At 71.3% G+C, this 19458-nt stretch carries 16 protein-coding genes and 1 pseudogene; 16 read left to right on the top strand and 1 reads right to left on the bottom strand.

Annotated elements, in window-relative coordinates; all coding sequences use genetic code 11:
• From DEIPI_RS0112920 to DEIPI_RS42090, 15 genes and pseudogenes are all read left to right on the top strand, one after another.
• On the top strand, positions 1-2068 hold a 2068-nt coding region (locus DEIPI_RS0112920), incomplete at its 5' end, for a V-type ATP synthase subunit I (protein ID WP_342667514.1).
• Between the two features lie 16 nt (positions 2069-2084).
• A complete protein-coding gene (locus tag DEIPI_RS0112915) occupies positions 2085-2387 on the top strand; it encodes an ATP synthase subunit K (protein ID WP_027482033.1) in 303 nt (100 codons plus the stop codon).
• Between the two features lie 3 nt (positions 2388-2390).
• The gene (locus tag DEIPI_RS0112910) at positions 2391-2948 is read left to right on the top strand and encodes a V-type ATP synthase subunit E (protein WP_027482032.1); all 558 of its coding nucleotides are present in this window, start codon (positions 2391-2393) and stop codon (positions 2946-2948) included.
• Between the two features lie 11 nt (positions 2949-2959).
• Positions 2960-3943, top strand: a complete 984-nt coding sequence (locus DEIPI_RS0112905) for a V-type ATPase subunit (protein WP_027482031.1) — start codon at positions 2960-2962, stop codon at positions 3941-3943.
• Positions 3940-4284: a V-type ATP synthase subunit F gene (locus DEIPI_RS0112900; RefSeq protein ID WP_027482030.1), complete on the top strand. Its 345-nt coding sequence runs from the start codon at positions 3940-3942 to the stop codon at positions 4282-4284. Before DEIPI_RS0112905 ends, DEIPI_RS0112900 begins: the two co-directional genes overlap by 4 nt.
• Positions 4285-4394: 110 nt before the next feature.
• Complete coding sequence (locus DEIPI_RS0112895) at positions 4395-6149, top strand: V-type ATP synthase subunit A (protein WP_027482029.1); 1755 nt, start codon at positions 4395-4397, stop codon at positions 6147-6149.
• The gene (locus DEIPI_RS0112890) at positions 6146-7564 is read left to right on the top strand and encodes a V-type ATP synthase subunit B (protein ID WP_027482028.1); all 1419 of its coding nucleotides are present in this window, start codon (positions 6146-6148) and stop codon (positions 7562-7564) included. The genes DEIPI_RS0112895 and DEIPI_RS0112890 overlap by 4 nt, the downstream gene beginning before the upstream one ends.
• A 150-nt stretch (positions 7565-7714) precedes the next feature.
• On the top strand, positions 7715-8398 hold the full coding sequence (locus tag DEIPI_RS0112885) for a V-type ATP synthase subunit D (RefSeq protein WP_027482027.1): 684 nt from the start codon (positions 7715-7717) through the stop codon (positions 8396-8398).
• A gap of 161 nt (positions 8399-8559) precedes the next feature.
• Entirely contained in the window at positions 8560-10347 is a 1788-nt protein-coding gene (locus DEIPI_RS35580) for a diguanylate cyclase (protein WP_027482026.1), read from the top strand.
• Positions 10348-10578: 231 nt separating this feature from the next.
• Positions 10579-11043: an SRPBCC family protein gene (locus DEIPI_RS30915; protein WP_045234273.1), complete on the top strand. Its 465-nt coding sequence runs from the start codon at positions 10579-10581 to the stop codon at positions 11041-11043.
• A 1-nt stretch (position 11044) separates the two neighbouring features.
• On the top strand, positions 11045-11554 hold the full coding sequence (locus DEIPI_RS0112870; protein WP_027482025.1) for a (2Fe-2S)-binding protein: 510 nt from the start codon (positions 11045-11047) through the stop codon (positions 11552-11554).
• A 224-nt stretch (positions 11555-11778) separates the two neighbouring features.
• The gene (locus tag DEIPI_RS0112865) at positions 11779-14154 is read left to right on the top strand and encodes a xanthine dehydrogenase family protein molybdopterin-binding subunit (RefSeq protein ID WP_027482024.1); all 2376 of its coding nucleotides are present in this window, start codon (positions 11779-11781) and stop codon (positions 14152-14154) included.
• A gap of 219 nt (positions 14155-14373) precedes the next feature.
• Positions 14374-15234: an FAD binding domain-containing protein gene (locus tag DEIPI_RS0112860; RefSeq protein ID WP_027482023.1), complete on the top strand. Its 861-nt coding sequence runs from the start codon at positions 14374-14376 to the stop codon at positions 15232-15234.
• An 89-nt stretch (positions 15235-15323) separates the two neighbouring features.
• A pseudogene (locus tag DEIPI_RS42095) lies at positions 15324-16049 on the top strand (MMPL family transporter); the annotation flags it as partial.
• Positions 16050-16233: 184 nt separating this feature from the next.
• Entirely contained in the window at positions 16234-17568 is a 1335-nt protein-coding gene (locus tag DEIPI_RS42090) for an MMPL family transporter (protein WP_342667513.1), read from the top strand.
• 3 nt (positions 17569-17571) lie between these two features.
• Here DEIPI_RS42090 and DEIPI_RS0112850 read toward each other — a convergent pair whose 3' ends face one another.
• The gene (locus DEIPI_RS0112850) at positions 17572-18903 is read right to left on the bottom strand and encodes a pyruvate carboxyltransferase (RefSeq protein ID WP_027482022.1); all 1332 of its coding nucleotides are present in this window, start codon (positions 18901-18903) and stop codon (positions 17572-17574) included.
• Between the two features lie 68 nt (positions 18904-18971).
• Between DEIPI_RS0112850 and DEIPI_RS30905 the strand changes: the two genes are divergently transcribed.
• On the top strand, positions 18972-19458 hold a 487-nt coding region (locus DEIPI_RS30905), incomplete at its 3' end, for a helix-turn-helix domain-containing protein (protein ID WP_045234272.1).

The raw sequence follows: 19458 nt of genomic DNA, 5'->3' as shown, positions 1-19458 counted from the left end.
AGACCATCCTGAGGGCGGTGCTGCCGTGATCAACAAGATGCAGCAGGTCGTCCTCGTCGGACGCAGGCGCGACAACAAGGCCGTCATCGCGGCCCTGCAGGACGCCGGGGTGCTGCACATCGTGCCGATCACGGAAGGTCCCCTCAGCACCGGCTCCCTCACGGGCGCCGAGGCCGAGGCCCGCCGCACCACCGAACGCCTCCTCGCCCGCGCCGACGGCACGCTCGCCGAACTCGGCGCGTACCGCACGACGACCGCACCCCTCCCCGACCAGGGCGAGTGGGAACGCGTCATCGAGGCGGCGGCCGCTCCTGCCTCCACGCTCGCCAAGCGCATCACGGACCTCGGCGTGGACCTCGACACCACCGGCACGTACGGCGGCGTCGTCCGCGCCCTCGCGAACCTCGCGGGCGGTCTCGACCGCAGCCGCCGCCTCGCGCTGCTGCCCTTCACCCTGGGCCGCGGCGAGAGCGCCGACACCGTGCGCGCCGCCCTCGAGGCGGACCTCACGGGCCGCTACGCCCTCGACACCACCACCGCCGAGACCGGCGCGGGCGGCGTCGTCACCACGGGCATCGTCGCCGTCCTCACCGAGGACCGCGACCGCGCGCGCGCCGCGCTCGGCAAGGCCCGCACCGGCGAGCTGCGTCTGCCCGGCCGCTTCGACGGCCTGCGCCTCTCCGAGGCCGCCGCCGAGATGGACCGCCTCGCGCGCGGAGGCCGCGAGGAACTCGACCGCCTCGAGCGCGAGCGCCGCGAGCTCGCCGCCGCCCACGCGCCCGTCCTGTACGCCGTCCGTGACGCCCTCGCCGACGAGGTCGCCATCTACGACGTCCAGAGCCTCGCCGCGCGCGGCAAGTACAGCCTCGCGCTGCAGGGCTACGTGCCCGTCGACCGCGTGCCCGCCCTCAGGGCGGCGCTCGAACGCTTCGGCGCGGGCGTCAGCTACGAACTGCACGACGCCGACGAGCACCACGACGAGAACGTCCCCGTGCAGCTCAAGAACAACTCGTACAGCGCGAACTTCGAGCCGCTGCTCGGTCTGCTCTCCCCGCCCCGCTACGGCACCTTCGACCCCACCTGGGTCATGTCGGTGTTCTTCCCGCTGTTCTTCGGCTTCATCGTCGCGGACTTCGGGTTCGGCGCGCTGTTCCTCCTCGGCGGCCTGTGGTTCCTCGGCAGGGCCCGCCGCGGCGAGGGCCTCAACATCGGCTTCATGAACGCCTTCGTGGCGCCCGACATGATGCGCAAGCTCGGCGTGGTCATCACGACCATGTCCATCTGGAGCATCATCTGGGGCTTCCTCACGGGCGAGATGTTCGGCAACCTCGCCGAGCACCTCGGCTGGTTCCACCTGCCCGAGTGGGCCCTCAAGGCCAGCGAGGCGACGGAACACCACACGGGCGGCCTGCCCATCCTGTTCCCGCGTCTCGCGACCGCCTTCGCGAACACCGCCCTCATCGTCACGCTCGCCGTCGGCGTCTTCATGGTCCTGTGGGCCTGGATGATCCGCGCGCAGATCGCGATGAAGCACGGCGACCGCGGCCACTTCTGGGAAGCGATCGGCATGCTCGGCGGCCTCAGCGGCCTCGTCAGCCTCGCCATCATCAGCGAGGCCGGACGCAACCTCACCAACGGCGCGATCTACAGCGACTTCAGCAACCCCCTGCTGTGGCTCATGTACATCGGGTTCGCGGTGTTCGTCCTCGGCCTGATCCTCTCGAAGGTCCCGCTGATGATCATCGAACTGCTCTCGCAGGGCGGCAACATCGTCAGCTTCGCCCGTCTGTTCGCCGTCGGCGTCGCCGCCGCGATCCTCGCGAACCTCGCGACGGACCTCGGCTGGGGCATGTACGAACGCTTCGGCATCATCGGCATCCTCATCGGCGTCATCCTCGGCCTGCTCGTGCACGCCTTCGCGCTGGCCCTCACCATCATCGGCCACGTGCTCCAGCCGCTGCGTCTCCACTTCGTCGAGTTCCTCAACCCGACCGGGTTCCACAACGAGACCAGCCCCGTCTACAACCCCCTGCGCCGCCTCAGCTCCGCCGCTGGGAGCAAGAAATAACTCCAAGGAGACCCATATGACCAAGTACCTCGCTGCCCTGCTCGTGTTCGCTCTCGCCTCCCTCGGCTTCGCCCAGGAAGCCGCCGCCGCCAGCGACGGCCTCGCCAACGGCCTCATCGCCATCGGCGCGGGCCTCGCGCTCGGCCTCGGCGCCATCGGCACCGGTCTCGCCCAGGGCCGCATCGGCGCCGCCGCCGCGGGCGTCACGGCCGAGAACCCCGGCCGCCTCGGTCTGATGCTGCTGTGGTTCGCCATCCCCGAGACGCTCGTGATCTTCGGCCTCGTCGGCTTCTTCCTCCTCTCCGGCCGCATCGGTTAAGCCATGGCTCTCGACGCCCTACTCGAAAACGAGGCGCGCGCGGAGATCGAACGCATCCGCGCCGAGGGCTCTGAGCGCGCGCAGGCCATCGTCCGTGCCGCCCAGGAGCGCGCCCAGGCCCTCATCGAGAGCCGCACGCGCGCCCTGGAGGCCCAGACCCAGGCGGGCCTCGTGCGTGCCCGCTCCGCCGCGGAGCTGGAGGTCAGCGCCGCCCGCCTCAGCGCGAGCGACAGCAGCCTCAAGCGCGCCTTCGAGCTCGCCGAACAGCAGCTCAACGGCGTGACCCGAGCCCCAGAGTACCGTGAGATCCTCGCGCGCCTCATCAACGAGGCCCGCGCGGCCCTCGGCGACATCGAGGCGATCGAGGTCAACCCCGCCGAGGCGAGCGTCGCCCGCGAGGTCGCCCCCGGCCTCGAAGTCCGCGAGAATCCCGCCATCGTCGGTGGCGTCCGCGCCGTCGGCAAGGGCGGCAAGAGCGGCATCACCAACACGCTGCTCGGTCGACTGCAGCGCGTCCAGGGCAGCCTGGCGCCGCAGGTCGCGCGGATGCTCGCGGAGTAAAGGACGACTTCGTGCCCGACGACTACGGTTACATCAACGCGCGCATCAAGGTGATGCGCACCCAGTTGCTCGACGGGCGGATGCTCGACGCGACCCTCGAGGCGCAGAGCTACCAGGAGTTCCTGCGCGTCCTAAGCGAGAGCGTCCTCGCGGCCGACCTCGGTGACGCGACCGCGCAGGGCGCCGGGCTTGCCGAGCTCGACGCGGCCCTGTCCCGCAACTTCTTCCACACCGCCGACAAGGTCTACCGGCTCGCCAGCGGTACCGCCCGCGACGAGATCGGCGTGCTCCTCCAGCGGTGGGACCTCGTGAACCTCAAGACCCTCGCGCGTGGCCTCGCCTCCGGGCGCGGCACCGAGGGCATCCTTCAGAGCCTCATTCCCGGCGGCACCATCGCCCGCTCGGCCCTCCAGGCCGCCGCGAGCAGCGGTGACGTCGCGAGCGCCGCGCAGGCCATCACGGTCAGCGGGCACCCCCTCGCGGGCGCCTTCCGTGAGGGCGCCGCCGCGATGTCCGCCAGCGGACGCCTCCTCGACCTCGAGGTCGCGCTCGACCAGGGCTACTACCGCCGGGCGCTCGCCATCGCGCGCGGCACGGCCCTGCGCCGCTACCTCGCCCGCGAGATCGACATCACCAACGCCCTCACGGCCCGCGCGCTGCGCGGCCAGAGCGTGGACCCCTCCCTCTTCGTGGAGGGCGGCAACGTCATCGGCGCCTCGGACTTCACCCGCCTCGGCGCGGGTGACACCGGCGTCGGCGGCGACCTCTCCCCGATCCTGGAGGCGCCCTCCCTGGAGGAGGCGGAGATCGTCGCGCGCCGCGCGCTCGACGTCGCCGCGCACAACGCCGCGATGGGCGACGCGCTCGGCGTGGGCGTCGCGGTGGACTTCCTCCGCCGCAAGGAGATCGAGATCGCCAAGCTGCGCCTCATCGGACGCGGCAAGTTCTACGGCGTGCCCGCCGAGCAGCTCCGCCGGGAGGTGAGCGTCGAATGACCCAGACAGGTGCCACCCACCGCGTCGCCGTCCTCGCCGACAGCGAGACCGCCACGGGCTACCGCCTCGCGGGCGTCGAGGTCGTCGAGGCCAACCCCGACACGGCCGCCGCCGCCCTCGAAGGGCTCGTCACGTCCGGCCGCTACGGACTCGTCGCGGTCGACACGGGCCTCCTCGCGGACCCGCAGAAGGCCGTGGAGCGCGCCATGCGCGGCCGCGACCTCCCCATCATCCTTCCCGTGCCCAGCCTGCGCGACGCCTTCTCCCCGGAGACGGTGGACGCCAAGGCCTACATGGGCAAGCTGGTGCGAGACACCATCGGCTTCGACATCAAGCTCTAAGCTGTCGGCAACCAGCAGTCAGCTCTCAGTCCGCCTCCGCTCACGCATTCGCTCAGGCCGCTGAAGGCTGATTGCTGACGCCTGAACGCTTTTCTCAAGGAGTACCACCCATGACTCAGACCACCACCAAAGCGGGTGTCGTCGAGCGCATCGCGGGCCCGGCGATCATCGCCAAGGGCATGTACGGCGCGAAGATGTTCGACATCGTGCGCGTGGGCCAGGAGCGCCTCGTCGGCGAGATCATCCGCCTCGACGGCGACACCGCCTTCGTGCAGGTGTACGAGGACACCTCCGGCCTCACCGTCGGCGAGCCCGTCGTCAGCACCGGCCTGCCCCTCTCCGTGGAGCTCGGGCCCGGCATGCTCAACGGCATCTACGACGGCATCCAGCGGCCCCTCGACAAGATCCGCCAGGCCTCCGGCGACTTCATCGCGCGCGGCATCGAGGTCTCCAGCCTCAACCGCACCCAGAAGTGGCACTTCACGCCCACCGTCAAGGCGGGCGACGAGGTGACGGGCAGCAGCATTCTCGGCACCGTCCCCGAGTTCAGCTTCACCCACAAGATCCTCGTGCCCCCGCAGAACGCCGGGCGCATCCGCGAGATCGTCGGCGAGGGCGAGTACACCATCGACGACGTCATCGCCACCCTCGAGGACGGCACCCAGCTGCGCCTCGCGCACTACTGGCCCGTCCGCGCGCCCCGTCCCGTGGCGCTCAAGAAGGACCCCAGCCTGCCCTTCCTCACGGGCATGCGCATCCTCGACGTGCTGTTCCCCCTCGTGATGGGCGGCGCCGCCGCGATCCCCGGGCCCTTCGGCTCCGGCAAGACCGTCACGCAGCAGTCCGTCGCGAAGTACGGCAACGCCGACATCGTCGTGTACGTCGGCTGCGGCGAGCGCGGCAACGAGATGACGGACGTGCTCGTCGAGTTCCCCGAGCTCGAGGACCCCAAGACCGGCGGTCCCCTCATGCACCGCACCATCCTGATCGCCAACACCAGCAACATGCCGGTGGCGGCGCGCGAGGCGTCGGTGTACACCGGCGTCACCCTCGCCGAGTACTTCCGCGACCAGGGCTACAGCGTGTCCCTCATGGCCGACAGCACCAGCCGCTGGGCCGAGGCGCTCCGCGAGATCAGCTCCCGCCTCGAGGAGATGCCCGCCGAGGAAGGCTACCCGCCGTACCTCGGCGCGAAGCTCGCCGCGTTCTACGAGCGCGCCGGGGCCGTGCGCACCCTCGCCGGTGAGGACGGCGCCGTCTCCGTGATCGGCGCGGTCAGCCCCGCCGGCGGCGACATGTCCGAGCCCGTCACGCAGGCCACGCTGCGCATCACCGGCGCCTTCTGGCGTCTCGACGCGGGCCTCGCGCGCCGCCGTCACTTCCCCGCCATCAACTGGAACGGTTCGTACTCGCTGTTCACGCCGATCCTGGACTCCTGGTACCGTCAGAACGTCGGTCAGGACTTCCCGGAGCTGCGCCAGCGCATCAGCACCATCCTCCAGCAGGAAGCGTCCCTCCAGGAAGTCGTGCAGCTCGTCGGTCCCGACGCCCTGCAGGACCAGGAGCGCCTCGTCATCGAGGCGGGCCGCATGCTCCGCCAGGACTTCCTGCAGCAGAACGGCTTCGACCCCGTCGACGCGAGCGCCAGCATGCCGAAGAACTACGGCCTCATGAAGATGATGCTGAAGTTCTACGACCAGGCCGAGGCGGCCCTGCGCGGCGGCGCCACCATCGACGAGATCATCCAGAGCCCCGTCATCGAGAAGCTCAGCCGCGCCCGCTACGTCGCCGAGGACCAGTTCTCCGCGTACACCGACGGCGTCATGGGCGACCTCGACACGGCGTTCAAGGGAGTCAAGGCATGACCCTCCTGAAGAAGGAATACAACGACGTCAGCTACATCTCCGGCCCGCTGCTCTTCGTGAACGCGGCCTCCGACCTCGCCTACGGCGCCATCGTGGACATCCGCGACGGCTCCGGCCGCACTCGCGGCGGGCAGGTCATCGAGGTCAGCGAGGAGCACGCCGTCATCCAGATCTTCGAGGACACCCGCGGCCTTGACCTCGCGACGGCCAGCGTGTCGCTCGTGGAGGACGTCGCGCGTCTCGGCGTCTCGAAGGACATGATCGGCCGCCGCTTCGACGGTCTCGGCCGCCCCATCGACGGGCTGCCCGCCGTCATCGCGGAGCAGCGCCTCGGCATCAACGGTCAGGCCATGAACCCCGCCGCGCGCGCCAAGCCCGAGGAGTTCATCCAGACCGGCATCAGCACCATCGACGTGAACACCTCGCTGATCCGTGGGCAGAAGCTCCCGATCTTCAGCGGCTCGGGCCTCCCGCACAACGAGCTCGCCGCGCAGATCGCGCGTCAGGCGAAGGTGCCCGGCCACGAGGGTGACTTCGCCGTCGTGTTCGCCGCGATGGGTCTGACGCAGCGCGAGGTCAGCTTCTTCACGCAGGAGTTCGAGCGGACCGGCGCGCTCGCCCGCTCGGTCCTGTTCCTCAACAAGGCCGACGACCCCGCCGTGGAGCGCCTCCTGACACCCCGCATGGCCCTCACGACCGCCGAGTACCTCGCGTTCGAGCACGGCTACCACGTGCTGGTCATCCTGACGGACCTCACGAACTACTGCGAGGCCCTCCGCGAGATCGGCGGCGCCCGCGAGGAGATCCCGGGCCGCCGCGGCTTCCCCGGCTACATGTACACCGACCTCGCGTCGCTCTACGAGCGCGCGGGCGTCATCGACGGCAAGCCCGGCTCGGTCACGCAGATCCCGATCCTGTCGATGCCCGACGACGACATCACGCACCCCATCCCCGACCTGACCGGTTACATCACCGAGGGTCAGATCGTGGTGGACCGCGGCCTCAACGCCAAGGGCGTGTACCCGCCCATCAACCCCCTCCCGTCGCTGTCGCGCCTCCAGGGCAACGGCATCGGCAAGGGCAAGACCCGCGCGGACCACAAGAACGTCTCCGACCAGCTCTTCGCCGCGTACGCGAACGGCCTCGACCTGCGCAAGCTCGTCGCGATCACCGGTGAGGACGCCCTCACCGAGACGGACAAGCTGTACCTGCGTTTCGCCGACGACTTCGAGTCGTACTTCATCGGTCAGGGCGGTCAGGACCGCTCCATCGAGGAGAGCCTCACCGTCGCCTGGGCCATCCTGTCGAAGCTCCCGCAGAGCCAGCTGACGCGTCTGTCGAAGGACTCGATCGACAAGTTCTACGGCGAGAAGCTCGACGAGATGTGGCGCGGCGGCCGCAGCGCGGGAATCTGAGTCAGCCGTCAGGCGTCAGCTGTCAGCCGTCAGCAAAGGCAGCCCCCGTCCCTCATGTCCTCGTCCTAGCATGAAACGTGAGATCAGGTTCTCCGCCCGCGCTGACCGCTGACCGCCGAGCACTGACCGCTTTCTCCGAAGGAGCAACCCATGGCCGGACAAATCAGCCCCACCCGCACCGCGCTGCTGGCCTCCAAGGCGCAGCTCAAGCTCGCCACCAACGGCGCGGAACTCCTCAAGCGCAAGCGCGACGCCCTCATCGGCGAGTTCTTCGCGCTCGTCCGTGACGCCCTCGCCGCGCGCGAGGAACTCGCGGGCGTCAGCCGCGGCGCGTACACGTCGCTGTTCAGCGCGAAGTCCTGGGACACCCCCGAGGCCGTCGAGAGCCTGTCGCTCGCGCAGCCCGGCACCCTGAGCGTCAACATGCAGATCGAGAGCGTGTACGGCGTGAAGGTGCCCCGCATCGAGCTGCCCGAGTCGAAGGGCGCCGTGACGTTCTCGCCCATCAACGTCGGGACGCGCACCATCCAGGCCGCGACGGACTTCCAGGGCGTCATGCAGGCCCTCATCAAGGTCGCCGCGACCGAGACGAAGCTGCGCCGCATCGGCGAGGAGATCAAGAAGACCTCCCGCCGCGTGAACGCGCTCGAGCAGGTCGTCGTGCCCGGCATCCAGGACGACATCCGCTTCATCCGCGGCGTCCTCGACCAGCGTGAACGCGAGGAGAGCTTCCGCCTGAAGAAGATCAAGGCGAAGCTCGAACGCGAGGCCGAGGAGGCCGCCGCACAGTCGGGCGCGCAGGGCGGCTCGTACGCCGGCACCGCCGCGGATTGAGTTCGCCCTCACACCGCCGGGCGGCACCCCCCCAACAGGGGGTGCCGCCCGGTCCCGTTCTGTAAGGCTCCCGTGAGAGACGCTCTGAGAGCATGAGAGCGTCGCAGCACGGTCGGAGCGGAGGGAGGGCCGCCCGCCCGCCCGCGCCGAGGAGCCTCCCCGTGAACCCAGACCCTGCCATCCTCGCCCCCACCTCCCCCTCACCGGACGACGGCCGTCTCGCGCAGCACGTCGTCACGCTCTGCACCGAGGCGCGCGCCAGCATCGACGAGGACCTCCCGCGCGCGCACGCCCTCGCGGGCGAGGCCCTCACCCTCGCCCGCGCGCTCGGCGCGCCCGACCCGCTGCGCCGCGCGCTGCTCCAGCACGGCGCGACGAGCCTGCGGAGCGGTGACGCGGAAGGCGCCCTCGACTCGCTGCGCGCGGGCCTCGACCTCGCGCGCGCGCTCGGGGACGTGGACGGGCAGCTGCGCGCGCTCGTCAACATCGGCGTCGCGGCCTGCAAGCTCGGGCGGTACGGCGAGGCGCTGGAGGTCGCGCACGAGGGCCTGCGGGTCGCGCGTGACGCCGGGGACCGCCAGCGGGAATTCAACCTGCTCCTCAACATCGGCGTGATGTACACGGAAATCGCCGATTACGGCGCCGCCCTCGAAACGTACGAGGACGCGCAGGAGGTGGGCGCCACCCTCGACGATCCGGTGGGGCACGCCATCGTCCTGAACAACGTCGCGGACGTGCGCTTCGAGATGGGCGACGTCGCCGCCGCGCACGACGTGTACCTGCGCGTCATCGAGGTGTACCGCGAGCAGGGCGACCGCAACGCGGAGGCCACCACCCTCGCCAGCCTCGGGCAGACCTCCCTGCGGCTCGAACGGCTCACGGAGGCCCGCGCGTGGTACGAGGACGCCCTCGTCCTCTCCCGCAGCCTCTCCGAGGCCTACCTGGAGTGCCGCGCCCTGCAGGGCCTCGCGGACGTCGCGCGCGCCACGCGCGATCACGAGCGTGCGCTCGCCTGCTGCGAGGAGGCGATGAGCCTCGCCACCCGGCACGGCTACCTGCAGAACCAGATCCTGCTGCTGCACAGCCTCGCCGATATCTTCGCGGCGGACCGCGACCTCGTCTCGGCCCGCGAGATGCTCGAACGCGCCCTCGACCTCGCGCTCGGCGCGCACCTGCCGCGCGAGACGTACGAGCTGCACGAGCGGCTCGCGCAGATCTGCGCGGACGAGGGGGACTTCGAGCGGGCCTACGCGTACCACCGCGCCTTCCACGCCGGGGAGGTGGAGGTGCGCGGACAGCAGGCCGAGCGGCGCGTCGCGACGCTCATCGTGCGGCTCGACGTGCAGAGGGCCCGGCAGGACGCCGAGATCGAACGGCTGCGCAACGTGGAGCTCGCGAGCGCCAACGCCGCGCTGAGCCGCGCGAACGCCGAGAACGCCGTCCTGCTCGACCTGCTGCGCGAGCAGGCGCAGCGGGACGCCCTCACGAACCTCTTCAACCGCCGCGTCCTCGGCGAGCGCCTACACGAGGAGGCGCGCCGCAGCGCCCTCGAGGGCCGTCCGCTCGGCGTGATCCTGCTGGACGTCGACCACTTCAAGCGGGTGAACGACACGTACTCGCACGCGGTCGGGGACGCCGTCCTCACGCGCGTCGCGGACCTGCTGCGCTCCGGCTGCCGCGAGACGGACACCGTCGCCCGCTACGGCGGCGAGGAGTTCGCGCTGCTGCTGCCCGACACGGACGCGGACGGCGCCTACCTCGCCGCGGAACGCCTGCGCGCGCTCGTGGAACGCCACGACTGGGAACGCTTCGGTGCGGGCCTGCGCGTCACGATCAGCGCGGGCGTCCACGCCGAGGTCGGGCCGCGCGACCCCGAGCGGATGCTGGCCGCCGCCGACACGCGCCTCTACATGGCGAAGGCGCGGGGCCGCAACCGGGTGGTGAGCTAGAGACGAATCGGCGCGCACGCCGCGCGGCGTGCATGTTAAGGTGGGGGAGCCACACAGCCCCGAGGTCGCGTCCACGCGGACGACGACGCCAACCGCGTGTCCGCGCGTCCCGGAGGGCGGTGACTCCCGTGCTCCGGCACGCGCGGCCCGGTCGTCCGTCCGTTCGCCCGTTTCCCCCGTCCGCCCCGGCGGCGCGACGATTCCCGCCCGGCGGGCGGGACGGAGGTGCAAGTGCGACTCGAAGGCACACACGCCATCAGGGCGCCCCGCGAGCAGGTCTGGGCGGCCCTGAACGACCCGGAGGTGCTCGCGCGCTGCGTTCCCGGCGCGCGCGACGTCGAGCGTGACGGCCCGGACAGCTACCGCGCCCGGCTCGAACTCGCCGTGGGACCCGTCAAGGGCGTGTACCAGGGCAAGGTGAAGCTCACGGACCTCGTCCCGCCCGAATCGATGACGCTCAGCGTGGAGGCGAAGGCCCCGGTCGGCATCGTGAAGGCCGTGGGGGAGGTCCGGCTGGAGGAGCGGGGCGAGGAGACGCTGGTGCACTGGGCGGGCACGCCGCAGCTCGCGGGTACCCTCGCGACGCTCGGCGGGCGCCTCATCGGCGGCGTCGCGAAGCAGCAGGCCGACGTGTTCTTCGGGAAGCTGGACGCGGAGGTGCGCGCGCAGCGCGCGCCGTCCACGACGGAGGTGTGACATGAACAGGGTCCCCATCAACCTCAACGTCAACGGCAAGGCCACGCGGAGTGACGTCGAGCCGCGTCAGCTGCTCGTGCACTTCCTGCGCGACACGCTGGGCCTCACGGGCACGCACGTCGGCTGCGACACCAGCCAGTGCGGCGCCTGCACGGTGCACGTGGACGGCGAGGCCGTGAAGTCCTGCACGCTGTTCGCGGTGCAGGCGGACGGCGCCAGCGTCACCACCATCGAGGGCCTCGCCCACGAGGGTCGCCTGCACGCGCTGCAGGAGGGCTTCTGGGAGATGCACGGCCTGCAGTGCGGCTTCTGCACGCCCGGCATGATCATGAGCGCCGCCGACCTGCTCGCCCACGAGCCCGACCCCAGCGAGGAGCAGATCCGCCACGCGCTCGAAGGAAACTTCTGCCGCTGCACGGGCTACCACAACATCGTGCGGGCCGTGCGGCACGCGGCCGAGGCGAACGCGCGCGGCGCGAGCAGCGAACCCGTCGTGGCGGCGGACGACTGACCCATAAGTGTGGAGACACGTGAACGCCCCAGGCATGAGCACCGGACCGCTCCGGTGCGTACGACGCCCATAAGTGTGGAGACACGCGAACGCCCCTGGCAGAAGCGAGCGGCCGTCCGCGAGCGTACGCCGCCCATGAGTGGAGAGACACGCGAACGCCCCTGGCACCAATGAGCTGACAGCTGACAGCTGACCGCTGACAGCTGCCTCCGAAGGAGGCACGAATGAGCGACAAGTACTTCGGCAAACCCGTCAAGCGCGTGGAGGATCCGCGCTTCATCACGGGTACGGGGCACTACACGGAGGACATGACGCTGCCCGGCATGGCGCACGCCGCGATGCTGCGCAGCCCGTACGCGAGCGCGCGCATCGTGAGCATCGACGCGACGCGCGCGCTCGCGCAGCCGGGCGTGCTGGCCGTCCTCACCGGGAAGGACCTGCTGGACGCGAAGATCGGGAGCATCCCGACGGGCTGGCTGCTGCCGGACCTGAAGACGCCGCCGCACTACGCGATCGCACCGGAGGTGGCGCGGCACGTCGGTGACGTGATCGCCGCCGTGATCGCGGAGGACCGCGCGACCGCCGAGGACGCCGTGGCCCTCCTCGACGTGGAGCTCGAACCGATGGACGCCGTGGCGCTCGGCAGCGACGCGCTCGCGCCCGCAGCGCCGCAGGTGCATCCGGAGGCGCCCGGCAACGTGGCCTTCGAGTGGGAGATCGGGGACGCCGCCGCGGTGGAGGAGAACTTCGCGCGGGCGTACAGGACGGTCAAGCTGACGCTGCGCAACCACCGCCTCGTGCCGAACGCGATCGAGCCGCGCGCGAGCATGGCGCAGTACCAGAAGGCCAGCGACGAGTTCACCCTCTGGACGACCAGCCAGAACCCGCACATCCACCGTCTGCTGCTCGCGGCGTTCGTGCTGGGCATCCCGGAGCACAAGCTGCGCGTCATCTCGCCCGACGTGGGCGGCGGCTTCGGCAGCAAGATCTTCCAGTACCCCGAGGAAGTCATCGTGCTGCACGCGGCGCGTAAACTGAACCGGCCCGTGAAGTGGTCCGCGCGGCGCTCGGAGAGCTTCGTGTCCGACGCGCAGGGCCGCGATCACGAGACCGTCGCGGAACTCGCGGTGGACGAGCACCACAAGGTGCTGGGCCTGCGCGTGAAGACCGTCGCGAACCTCGGGGCGTACCTCACGACCTTCGCGCCCGCCGTGCCGACGTACCTGTACGGCACGCTGCTCAACGGCACGTACCGCTTCCCGGCGGTGCACGCGCACGTCACGGGCGTGTTCACGAACACCGTCGGGGTGGACGCGTACCGCGGCGCGGGCCGTCCCGAGGCGACGTACGTCGTGGAGCGCATGATGAGCCGCATGGCGCACGAGCTCGGCATCGACCCGGCGGAGTTCCGTCGCCTCAACTTCATCCAGCCCGACGAGTTCCCCTACCAGACGCCCGTCGCGCTGGTGTACGACAGCGGCAACTACGAGCCCGCGCTCGATCAGGCGCTGGAGCGCGTCGGGTACGCCGAGCTGCGCCGCGAGCAGGAGGAGGCGCGCGCGCGGGGCCGCTACATCGGCATCGGCTTCTCCAGCTACCTGGAGGCCTGCGGGCTCGCGCCGAGCAAGCTCGTCGGTCAGCTCGGCGCGCAGGCCGGGCAGTGGGAGAGCGCCGTCGTGCGGGTCATGCCGACCGGCAAGGTGGAGGTCCTGACGGGCTCGCACAGCCACGGGCAGGGTCACGAGACGGCCTTCGCGCAGATCATCGCGGACGACCTGCAGATCCCGATGGAGGACGTCAGCATCATCCACGGCGACACGGGCCGCATGCCGTACGGCTGGGGCACCTACGGGTCGCGCAGCGCCGCCGTGGGCGGCAGCGCGATGAAGATGGCGACCGCGAAGATCCTCGACAAGGCCCGCCGCATCGCCGCGCACCTGCTGGAGGCCGCGCCGGAGGACGTCGTGCACGAGGACGGGAAGTTCTTCGTGCGGGGCGTGCCCGCCAACTCGAAGAGCTTCTTCGACGTGGCGCTCATGGCGCACCTCGCGCACAACATCCCGGACGACATGGAGCCGGGCCTGGAGGCGCAGCACTTCTACGACCCGAAGAACTTCGTGTACCCCTTCGGGACGCACGTCGCGGTGGTGGAGGTGGACGCCGACACGGGCCGCGTGAAGCTGCTGAAGTACGTCGCGGTGGACGACTGCGGCCCCATGATCAATCCCCTGATCGCGGAGGGGCAGGTGCACGGCGGCATCGCGCAGGGCGTCGGGCAGGCGCTGCTGGAGAACACCGTGTACGACGAGCAGGGTCAGCTCGTGACGGGCTCCTTCATGGAGTACGCGGTGCCGCGCGCGGACGACCTCGTGCAGTTCGACATCGGTCACACGGTGACGCCCAGCCCGCACAACCCGCTCGGGGTGAAGGGCATCGGCGAGGCGGGCACCATCGCGAGCACCGCCGCGACCGCGAACGCCGTGATCGACGCGCTCGCGCCGTTCGGCATCGCGCACCTCGACATGCCCTACACGCCCGAGCGCGTGTGGCGCGCGATCCAGGCGGCGCGCGCGCAGACGCAGCAGGCCGCGGACGACTGACCCATGAGTGTGGAGACGCGTGGGCGCCCCAGGCATGAGCACCGGACCGCTCCGGTGCGTACGACGGCAGCCGTGGGTGGAGAGACGCGTGGGCGCCCCAGGCATGAGCACCGGACCGCTCCGCCCATGAGTGTGGAGACGCGTGAACGCACCCGGCAGAAGCGAGGGACCGCTCCCGAGCGTAAGGCCGCCGGTGCGTACGAGGATCTAGGAGGTTCCATGTACACCACCGAATTCGACTATCACCGCGCGGGCAGCGTGCAGGAGGCCCTGGCGCTGCTCGCCGCGAATCCGGACGCGAAGCTCCTCGCGGGCGGCCACTCCCTCATCCCGGCGATGAAGCTTCGCCTCGCGAGTCCGCCCGCCCTCATCGACGTCTCGAAGGTGGCGGGCCTGCGCGGCATCCGCCTGGAGGGCGTGGAGGTCGTGATCGGCGCGATGACCACGCACCGTGACGTGGAGTTCAGCGACGTGCTGCGCGCGGCCTGTCCGTTGCTGTCGCAGGTGGCGCCCCTCATCGGCGATCCGATGGTCCGCAACCGCGGCACGGTGGGCGGGGCGCTCGCGCACGCGGACCCGGCGGCGGACTACCCGGCGTCCATGCTGGCGCTCGGGGCGTCCATGACGATCGCGAGCACGTCGGGCGAGCGGACGGTGCCCGCCGACGAGTTCTTCACGGGGATGTTCGAGACGGCGGTCGCGCCGGGCGAGCTCCTGACGGAGATCCGCGTGCCCGCCGCCACGCTGGGGGAGGGGCAGGCGTACGAGAAGTTCGCGCATCCCGCGTCGCGGTACGCCATCGCGGGCGTCGCGGCGGTCGTGCGGACGCAGGGCGGGTCGGTCTCCTCGGCGCGCGTCGCGATGACGGGCGCGGGCTATCACGCGATGCGCCTCACGAAGGTGGAGGAGGCCCTCGTGGGTCAGACGCCGACGCCGGAGGTCGTGGAGGCGGCGGTGCGCGGCGCGGTGAGCCCGGACGAGCTGCTCGGCGATCACTTCGCGAGCGCGGAGTACCGTGCGCACCTCGTGGAGGTGCAGGCCCGCAAGGCGATCCTGCGGGCGCTGGGCTCGGCGGGCTGAGGGCCGGAGCGTGAAGAGAGGGCCGGGCGAACTGCCCGGCCCTCTTTCCGTGACGGTCAGGAGCGCCGCGGGATGGGATACTGGGCGCAATGCACTGGCTCGCCCGCTTCGTCACGCGTCGTCCGCTCGTGGTGCTGGCCGTCTGGATCGGCGTCGTCCTCCTCGCGCTGCCCTTCGCGCGGCTCGCGCCGTCGCGGCTCACCGCCAGTCCCGGCGAGGTCGCGACCGCCGAGAGCACCCGCGTCGCGCGCCTCCTCGCGGACCGCTTCGGGGAGCGTGACAACAGCGCGGTGCTGCTGGTGGGCCGCAGCGCGTACCTCGTGGACGACCCGCGCTTCCGCACCCGCTACGACGAGTTCCTGGGGAGGTTGCGCGACCTGCCGCGCGTGGCGCGCGTCGTGCCCTTCGACGCGCAGGGGGTCGTGCGGACCGTCAGCGCGGACCGCAAGGTGACCCTGACGGTCGTGCAGATCGACGCGAACGACGACGCCACCCTCGACCGCATCCGGGGGCTCGCGCGGGCCGAGACGGGCGCGGTGCGCTACCGCGTGACGGGCGGGCAGCCCATCGCGCAGGACTTCACGCGCTTCGCGGAGCAGGACACGAAACGCAGCGAGTTCACCGCGCTGCCCCTCACGGCGATCGTGCTGCTCCTCGTGTTCGGCGCGCTCGTCGCGACGGGCCTGCCGCTCCTCGTGGGCGTGCTGTCCATCACGGTGGCGCTCGCGGGCGTGTACTTCCTGACCCTCACGACGGACGTGTCCACCTTCGCGCAGAGCGTCGTGACGATGCTGGGGCTCGGCGCGGGCATCGACTACGCCCTCCTCATGGTCAACCGCTTCCGCGAGGAGCTCGCGAGTCCCGACACGCGCGAACGGGTCCGCGCGGAGACGGGCCGGACGCCGACGGTGCGGAGCCTGTCGGCGGAGGCGGCGCGCCGCACGGTCCTCACGGCGGGGCCGCAGCATCACCTTCTCTGGCCTGACGGTCGCCATCGCGATGGGCGCCCTGCTGATCCCGCCGCTGAACTTCGTGCGGGCGATGGGCTTCGGCGGGGTGCTGGCGGTGCTGCTGACGGTCCTCGCGAGCGTCACGGCGCTCCCGGCGATGCTGACGCTGCTGGGTCCGCGCGTGAACAGTCCGCGCGTGCTGCGCTTCACGTGGAGTCAGGACAGCCGCGCGAGCGAGGCGTGGACGAACTTCGCGCGCCGCGTCATCTCGCGTCCGTGGCTGGCGGTCCTCGCGAGCGCGGGCGTGCTGATCGTGATGGCGCTGCCCGCCACGCGGATGCAGCTCGGGTACGCGGGCGCGTACGGCCTGACGCCCGGCGTGGAGTCGCGGGACGCGCTGCGCTCCGTCGAGGAGCTCGGCGCGGGCGGTCTGCTCTCCACCTTCGAGGTGGTGGTGGACCTGCGCGGCGCCCCGTACGACGCGGACGCGCGGCGCCGCTTCCGGGACGCGGCGCGCGCGCTGGAGGGCGTGGCGGGCGTCAAGGCGGTCGTGTCGCCCTTCGTGCGGGTGGATTCGTCCGCGGGCGGTGACCTGAACGACCTGGTGGAGCTCACGCGGCGCAGCATCTCGCAGGACCGCCGCTACCTGCGCCTCACGGTCGTGCCGACCCGCAACCTGCGCGCGGAGGAGGTGGACGCCTTCACGGGCCGTATCCGCGCGGCGATGGACCCGCTGAAGCTCACGTACCTCGTGGGGGGCGCGCCCGTGGGCGGGCGGGACTTCACGCGCGCCCTCGTGGACGCCACGCCCACCGCGATCCTCGTGGTGCTCCTCGGGACCTTCGTGCTGCTCGCCGTGGCGTTCCGTTCGCTGCTGATCCCGCTCAAGAGCGTCCTGATGAACTGCCTCTCGGTCGGCGCGGCGTACGGCGTGGTGACGCTCGTCGTGCAGTTCGGGGTGGGCGCGGACCTGCTGGGCGTCCCGCGTGACGTGGGTGTGCTGGACAGTTCGCTGCCCCTGATCCTGTTCGCGGTGCTGTTCGGGCTGAGCATGGACTACGAGATCTTCCTGCTGTCGCGCGTGCAGGAGGAGCACCTGCGCGGCGCCCCGAACGACGAGGCGATCGTGCGCGCCGTGGGCCGCACGGGCCGCATCATCACGTCCGCCGCGATGATCATGTTCATCGTGTTCGCGGCGTTCATCTCGGGGCGGGTCGTGGCGAACAAGAGCGTCGGTCTGGGCCTCGCGGTGGCGGTGCTGCTGGACGCGACGCTCGTGCGGATGATCCTCGTGCCGGGCTTCCTGAAGCTGGCGGGCCGCTGGAACTGGTGGCTGCCGCGCTGGCTGGACCGCCGCATGCCGCACGTGAAGGTGGAGCACTGACCCTTAGGCCACCGTCTCGCCCCTGAGGGCGGGCAGGGCGCGGGCGCGCTCCTCGATCTCCTCCCATTCCACGGCGGTCTGGCGGCCCGCGTCGAAGGCGGCCGTGAGGTCCGCGTGGAGCCGCAGGAGGTCCGGGTCGGTCTTGGGAAGCTCCACGCCGGTGTGCGCGCGGATCAGGAAGACGAGGCCCGCGAGGCCGGAGTCCTTCGTGAGGCTGAGTTCGAGGGGCCGCCCGAGGAGGCGCGGCACGTCGAAGGGCGCGTACATCGGCCAGAACTTGTTGAGGCCGTCCGCGTGGATGCCCGCGCGGGTGCGGTGCGCGTCGCGCCCATAAAGGGGGTACTTGGCGGGCACGCCCTGCCCGAGCGTCTCGTAGAGGGCGGCGAGGTCGTTCAGCACGGTGAAGTCGGGCGCGTCCGTCTCGTAGAGGCCCATGCCGACGAGGTGCAGCAGCACCCCCTCGAGGGGCGCGTTGCCGGTGCGTTCGCCCTTGCCGAGCAGGGTGCCGTTCACGGCGCCGCAGCCCGCCATGACCGCCGCGAGGCTGTTGGCGACGACGAGGTGCGTGTCGTTGTGCGGGTGGAATTCGAGGTCCTCGGCGTGCAGGCCGAGCGCACGGAGCTCGCGGATCGTGCCGGGCACGGAGCGCGGCCACGCGACGTTCTCCAGGGGCAGGCCGAGGCCCATGGTGTCGCACACGCGGAAGCGGGGCCGCTGCGCCTCGCCGTGCCCCGCGGCGAGGTCCAGGACGGCCTCCACGAAGGGCAGGACGAACTCGCGCGGGGCGCGGGTGGCGTCCTCCAGGTGCAGGCGGGGCCGCAGGCCCGCGTCCAGGACGGCGCGGACCGCGTCCAGGTAGGCGCGCGCGGCGCCCCCACGTCCCCCGGGGGTGAACTTGTGGAAGGTGTGGTAGTCGCTGGCGCTCGCGAGCATGCCGGTCTCGCGGACGCCGAGGGCGCTCACGAGGTCCGCGTCCCGGCGTGTCGCGCGGATCCAGGTGGTCGGCTCGACGGGCGCGCCGCCCCTCCAGCGTTCGAGGGCGCCTTCGAGCATGGCGCGGTCGGCGGGGTGGTAGACGAAGAACTCGGCCTGCCGGACCGCGCCGCTCGTGCCGGTGAAGGCGCACATGAGGTCGTAGACGGCGAGGCCCTGCTCGGTGGTGAGGGGCAGGCCGCCCTGCTGGCCGTCGCGGTGGGTGGTCTCGGTGGTCCACGCGGCGTCGGGGAGCGCTGCGGGTCGCTCGGTCCAGACGTACCGGGGGAAGCCCTGCGGGGGGAAGGCGTCGGGGAAGAGGTTCATGGTGCTGACGTCCTGCACACGCTCTTCGGGGGTCATGCCACGAGCCTAGTCCTCCGTCAATATGTCGTCAATCTTGATTGAAGAATCAAGATTAGACTGGGGGTATGCCCAGGACCCTCTCCGCGCAGGAGGCCGCCGACCGCCTCGGCGTGAGCCGCGCCACCCTCTACGCGTACGTCAGTCGCGGCCTCGTCCGCTCCGAGCCCGGCGGGGAGGGGCGGCGCGACCGCCGCTACCTCGGGGAGGACGTGGAGAAGCTCACCCGTCGCCGTGACGACCGTCGTGACCCCACCCGCGCCGTGCAGGAGGCGCTGCACTGGGGCTCACCGCTGCTGGAGTCCGCCCTGACCCTCATCGAGGACGGACGCCTGTACTACCGGGGCCGGGACGTGGCGGAGCTCGCCGGGAGCGGGGCGCTGGAGGAGGTGGCGATTCTTCTGTGGACGGGCGACGACCCGGCCACGCCGGGCGAGCCGCCCTCCTCCCACGCCGACCTCTTCGTCCGCCTTCCCGACGCACCGGACGTCACCGCCGACACGCCCGCCGAGGGGTACGCCGTGGCGCTCGCGCGGGCGGCGGCGCACGACCTCG

The sequence above is a fragment of the Deinococcus pimensis DSM 21231 genome (genome assembly GCF_000519345.1).
Taxonomy (GTDB): Bacteria; Deinococcota; Deinococci; order Deinococcales; family Deinococcaceae; genus Deinococcus_A; species Deinococcus_A pimensis.
The sequence above is the reverse complement of the archived record's forward strand: the minus strand, read 5'-3'. Positions and strand labels throughout refer to the sequence as shown.

Bases quoted from the DNA above. Each gene is read 5' to 3' on its own strand.
- DEIPI_RS0112895 (WP_027482029.1), top strand. From the start codon at position 4,395: ATGACTCAGACCACCACCAAAGCGGGTGTCGTCGAGCGCATCGCGGGC.
- DEIPI_RS0112915 (WP_027482033.1), top strand. From the start codon at position 2,085: ATGACCAAGTACCTCGCTGCCCTGCTCGTGTTCGCTCTCGCCTCCCTC.
- DEIPI_RS0112870 (WP_027482025.1), top strand. From the start codon at position 11,045: ATGAACAGGGTCCCCATCAACCTCAACGTCAACGGCAAGGCCACGCGG.
- DEIPI_RS42090 (WP_342667513.1), top strand. From the start codon at position 16,234: ATGGGCGCCCTGCTGATCCCGCCGCTGAACTTCGTGCGGGCGATGGGC.
- DEIPI_RS0112900 (WP_027482030.1), top strand. From the start codon at position 3,940: ATGACCCAGACAGGTGCCACCCACCGCGTCGCCGTCCTCGCCGACAGC.
- DEIPI_RS0112860 (WP_027482023.1), top strand. From the start codon at position 14,374: ATGTACACCACCGAATTCGACTATCACCGCGCGGGCAGCGTGCAGGAG.
- DEIPI_RS0112850 (WP_027482022.1), bottom strand. From the start codon at position 18,903: ATGACCCCCGAAGAGCGTGTGCAGGACGTCAGCACCATGAACCTCTTC.
- DEIPI_RS0112865 (WP_027482024.1), top strand. From the start codon at position 11,779: ATGAGCGACAAGTACTTCGGCAAACCCGTCAAGCGCGTGGAGGATCCG.
- DEIPI_RS0112890 (WP_027482028.1), top strand. From the start codon at position 6,146: ATGACCCTCCTGAAGAAGGAATACAACGACGTCAGCTACATCTCCGGC.
- DEIPI_RS0112885 (WP_027482027.1), top strand. From the start codon at position 7,715: ATGGCCGGACAAATCAGCCCCACCCGCACCGCGCTGCTGGCCTCCAAG.
- DEIPI_RS0112910 (WP_027482032.1), top strand. From the start codon at position 2,391: ATGGCTCTCGACGCCCTACTCGAAAACGAGGCGCGCGCGGAGATCGAA.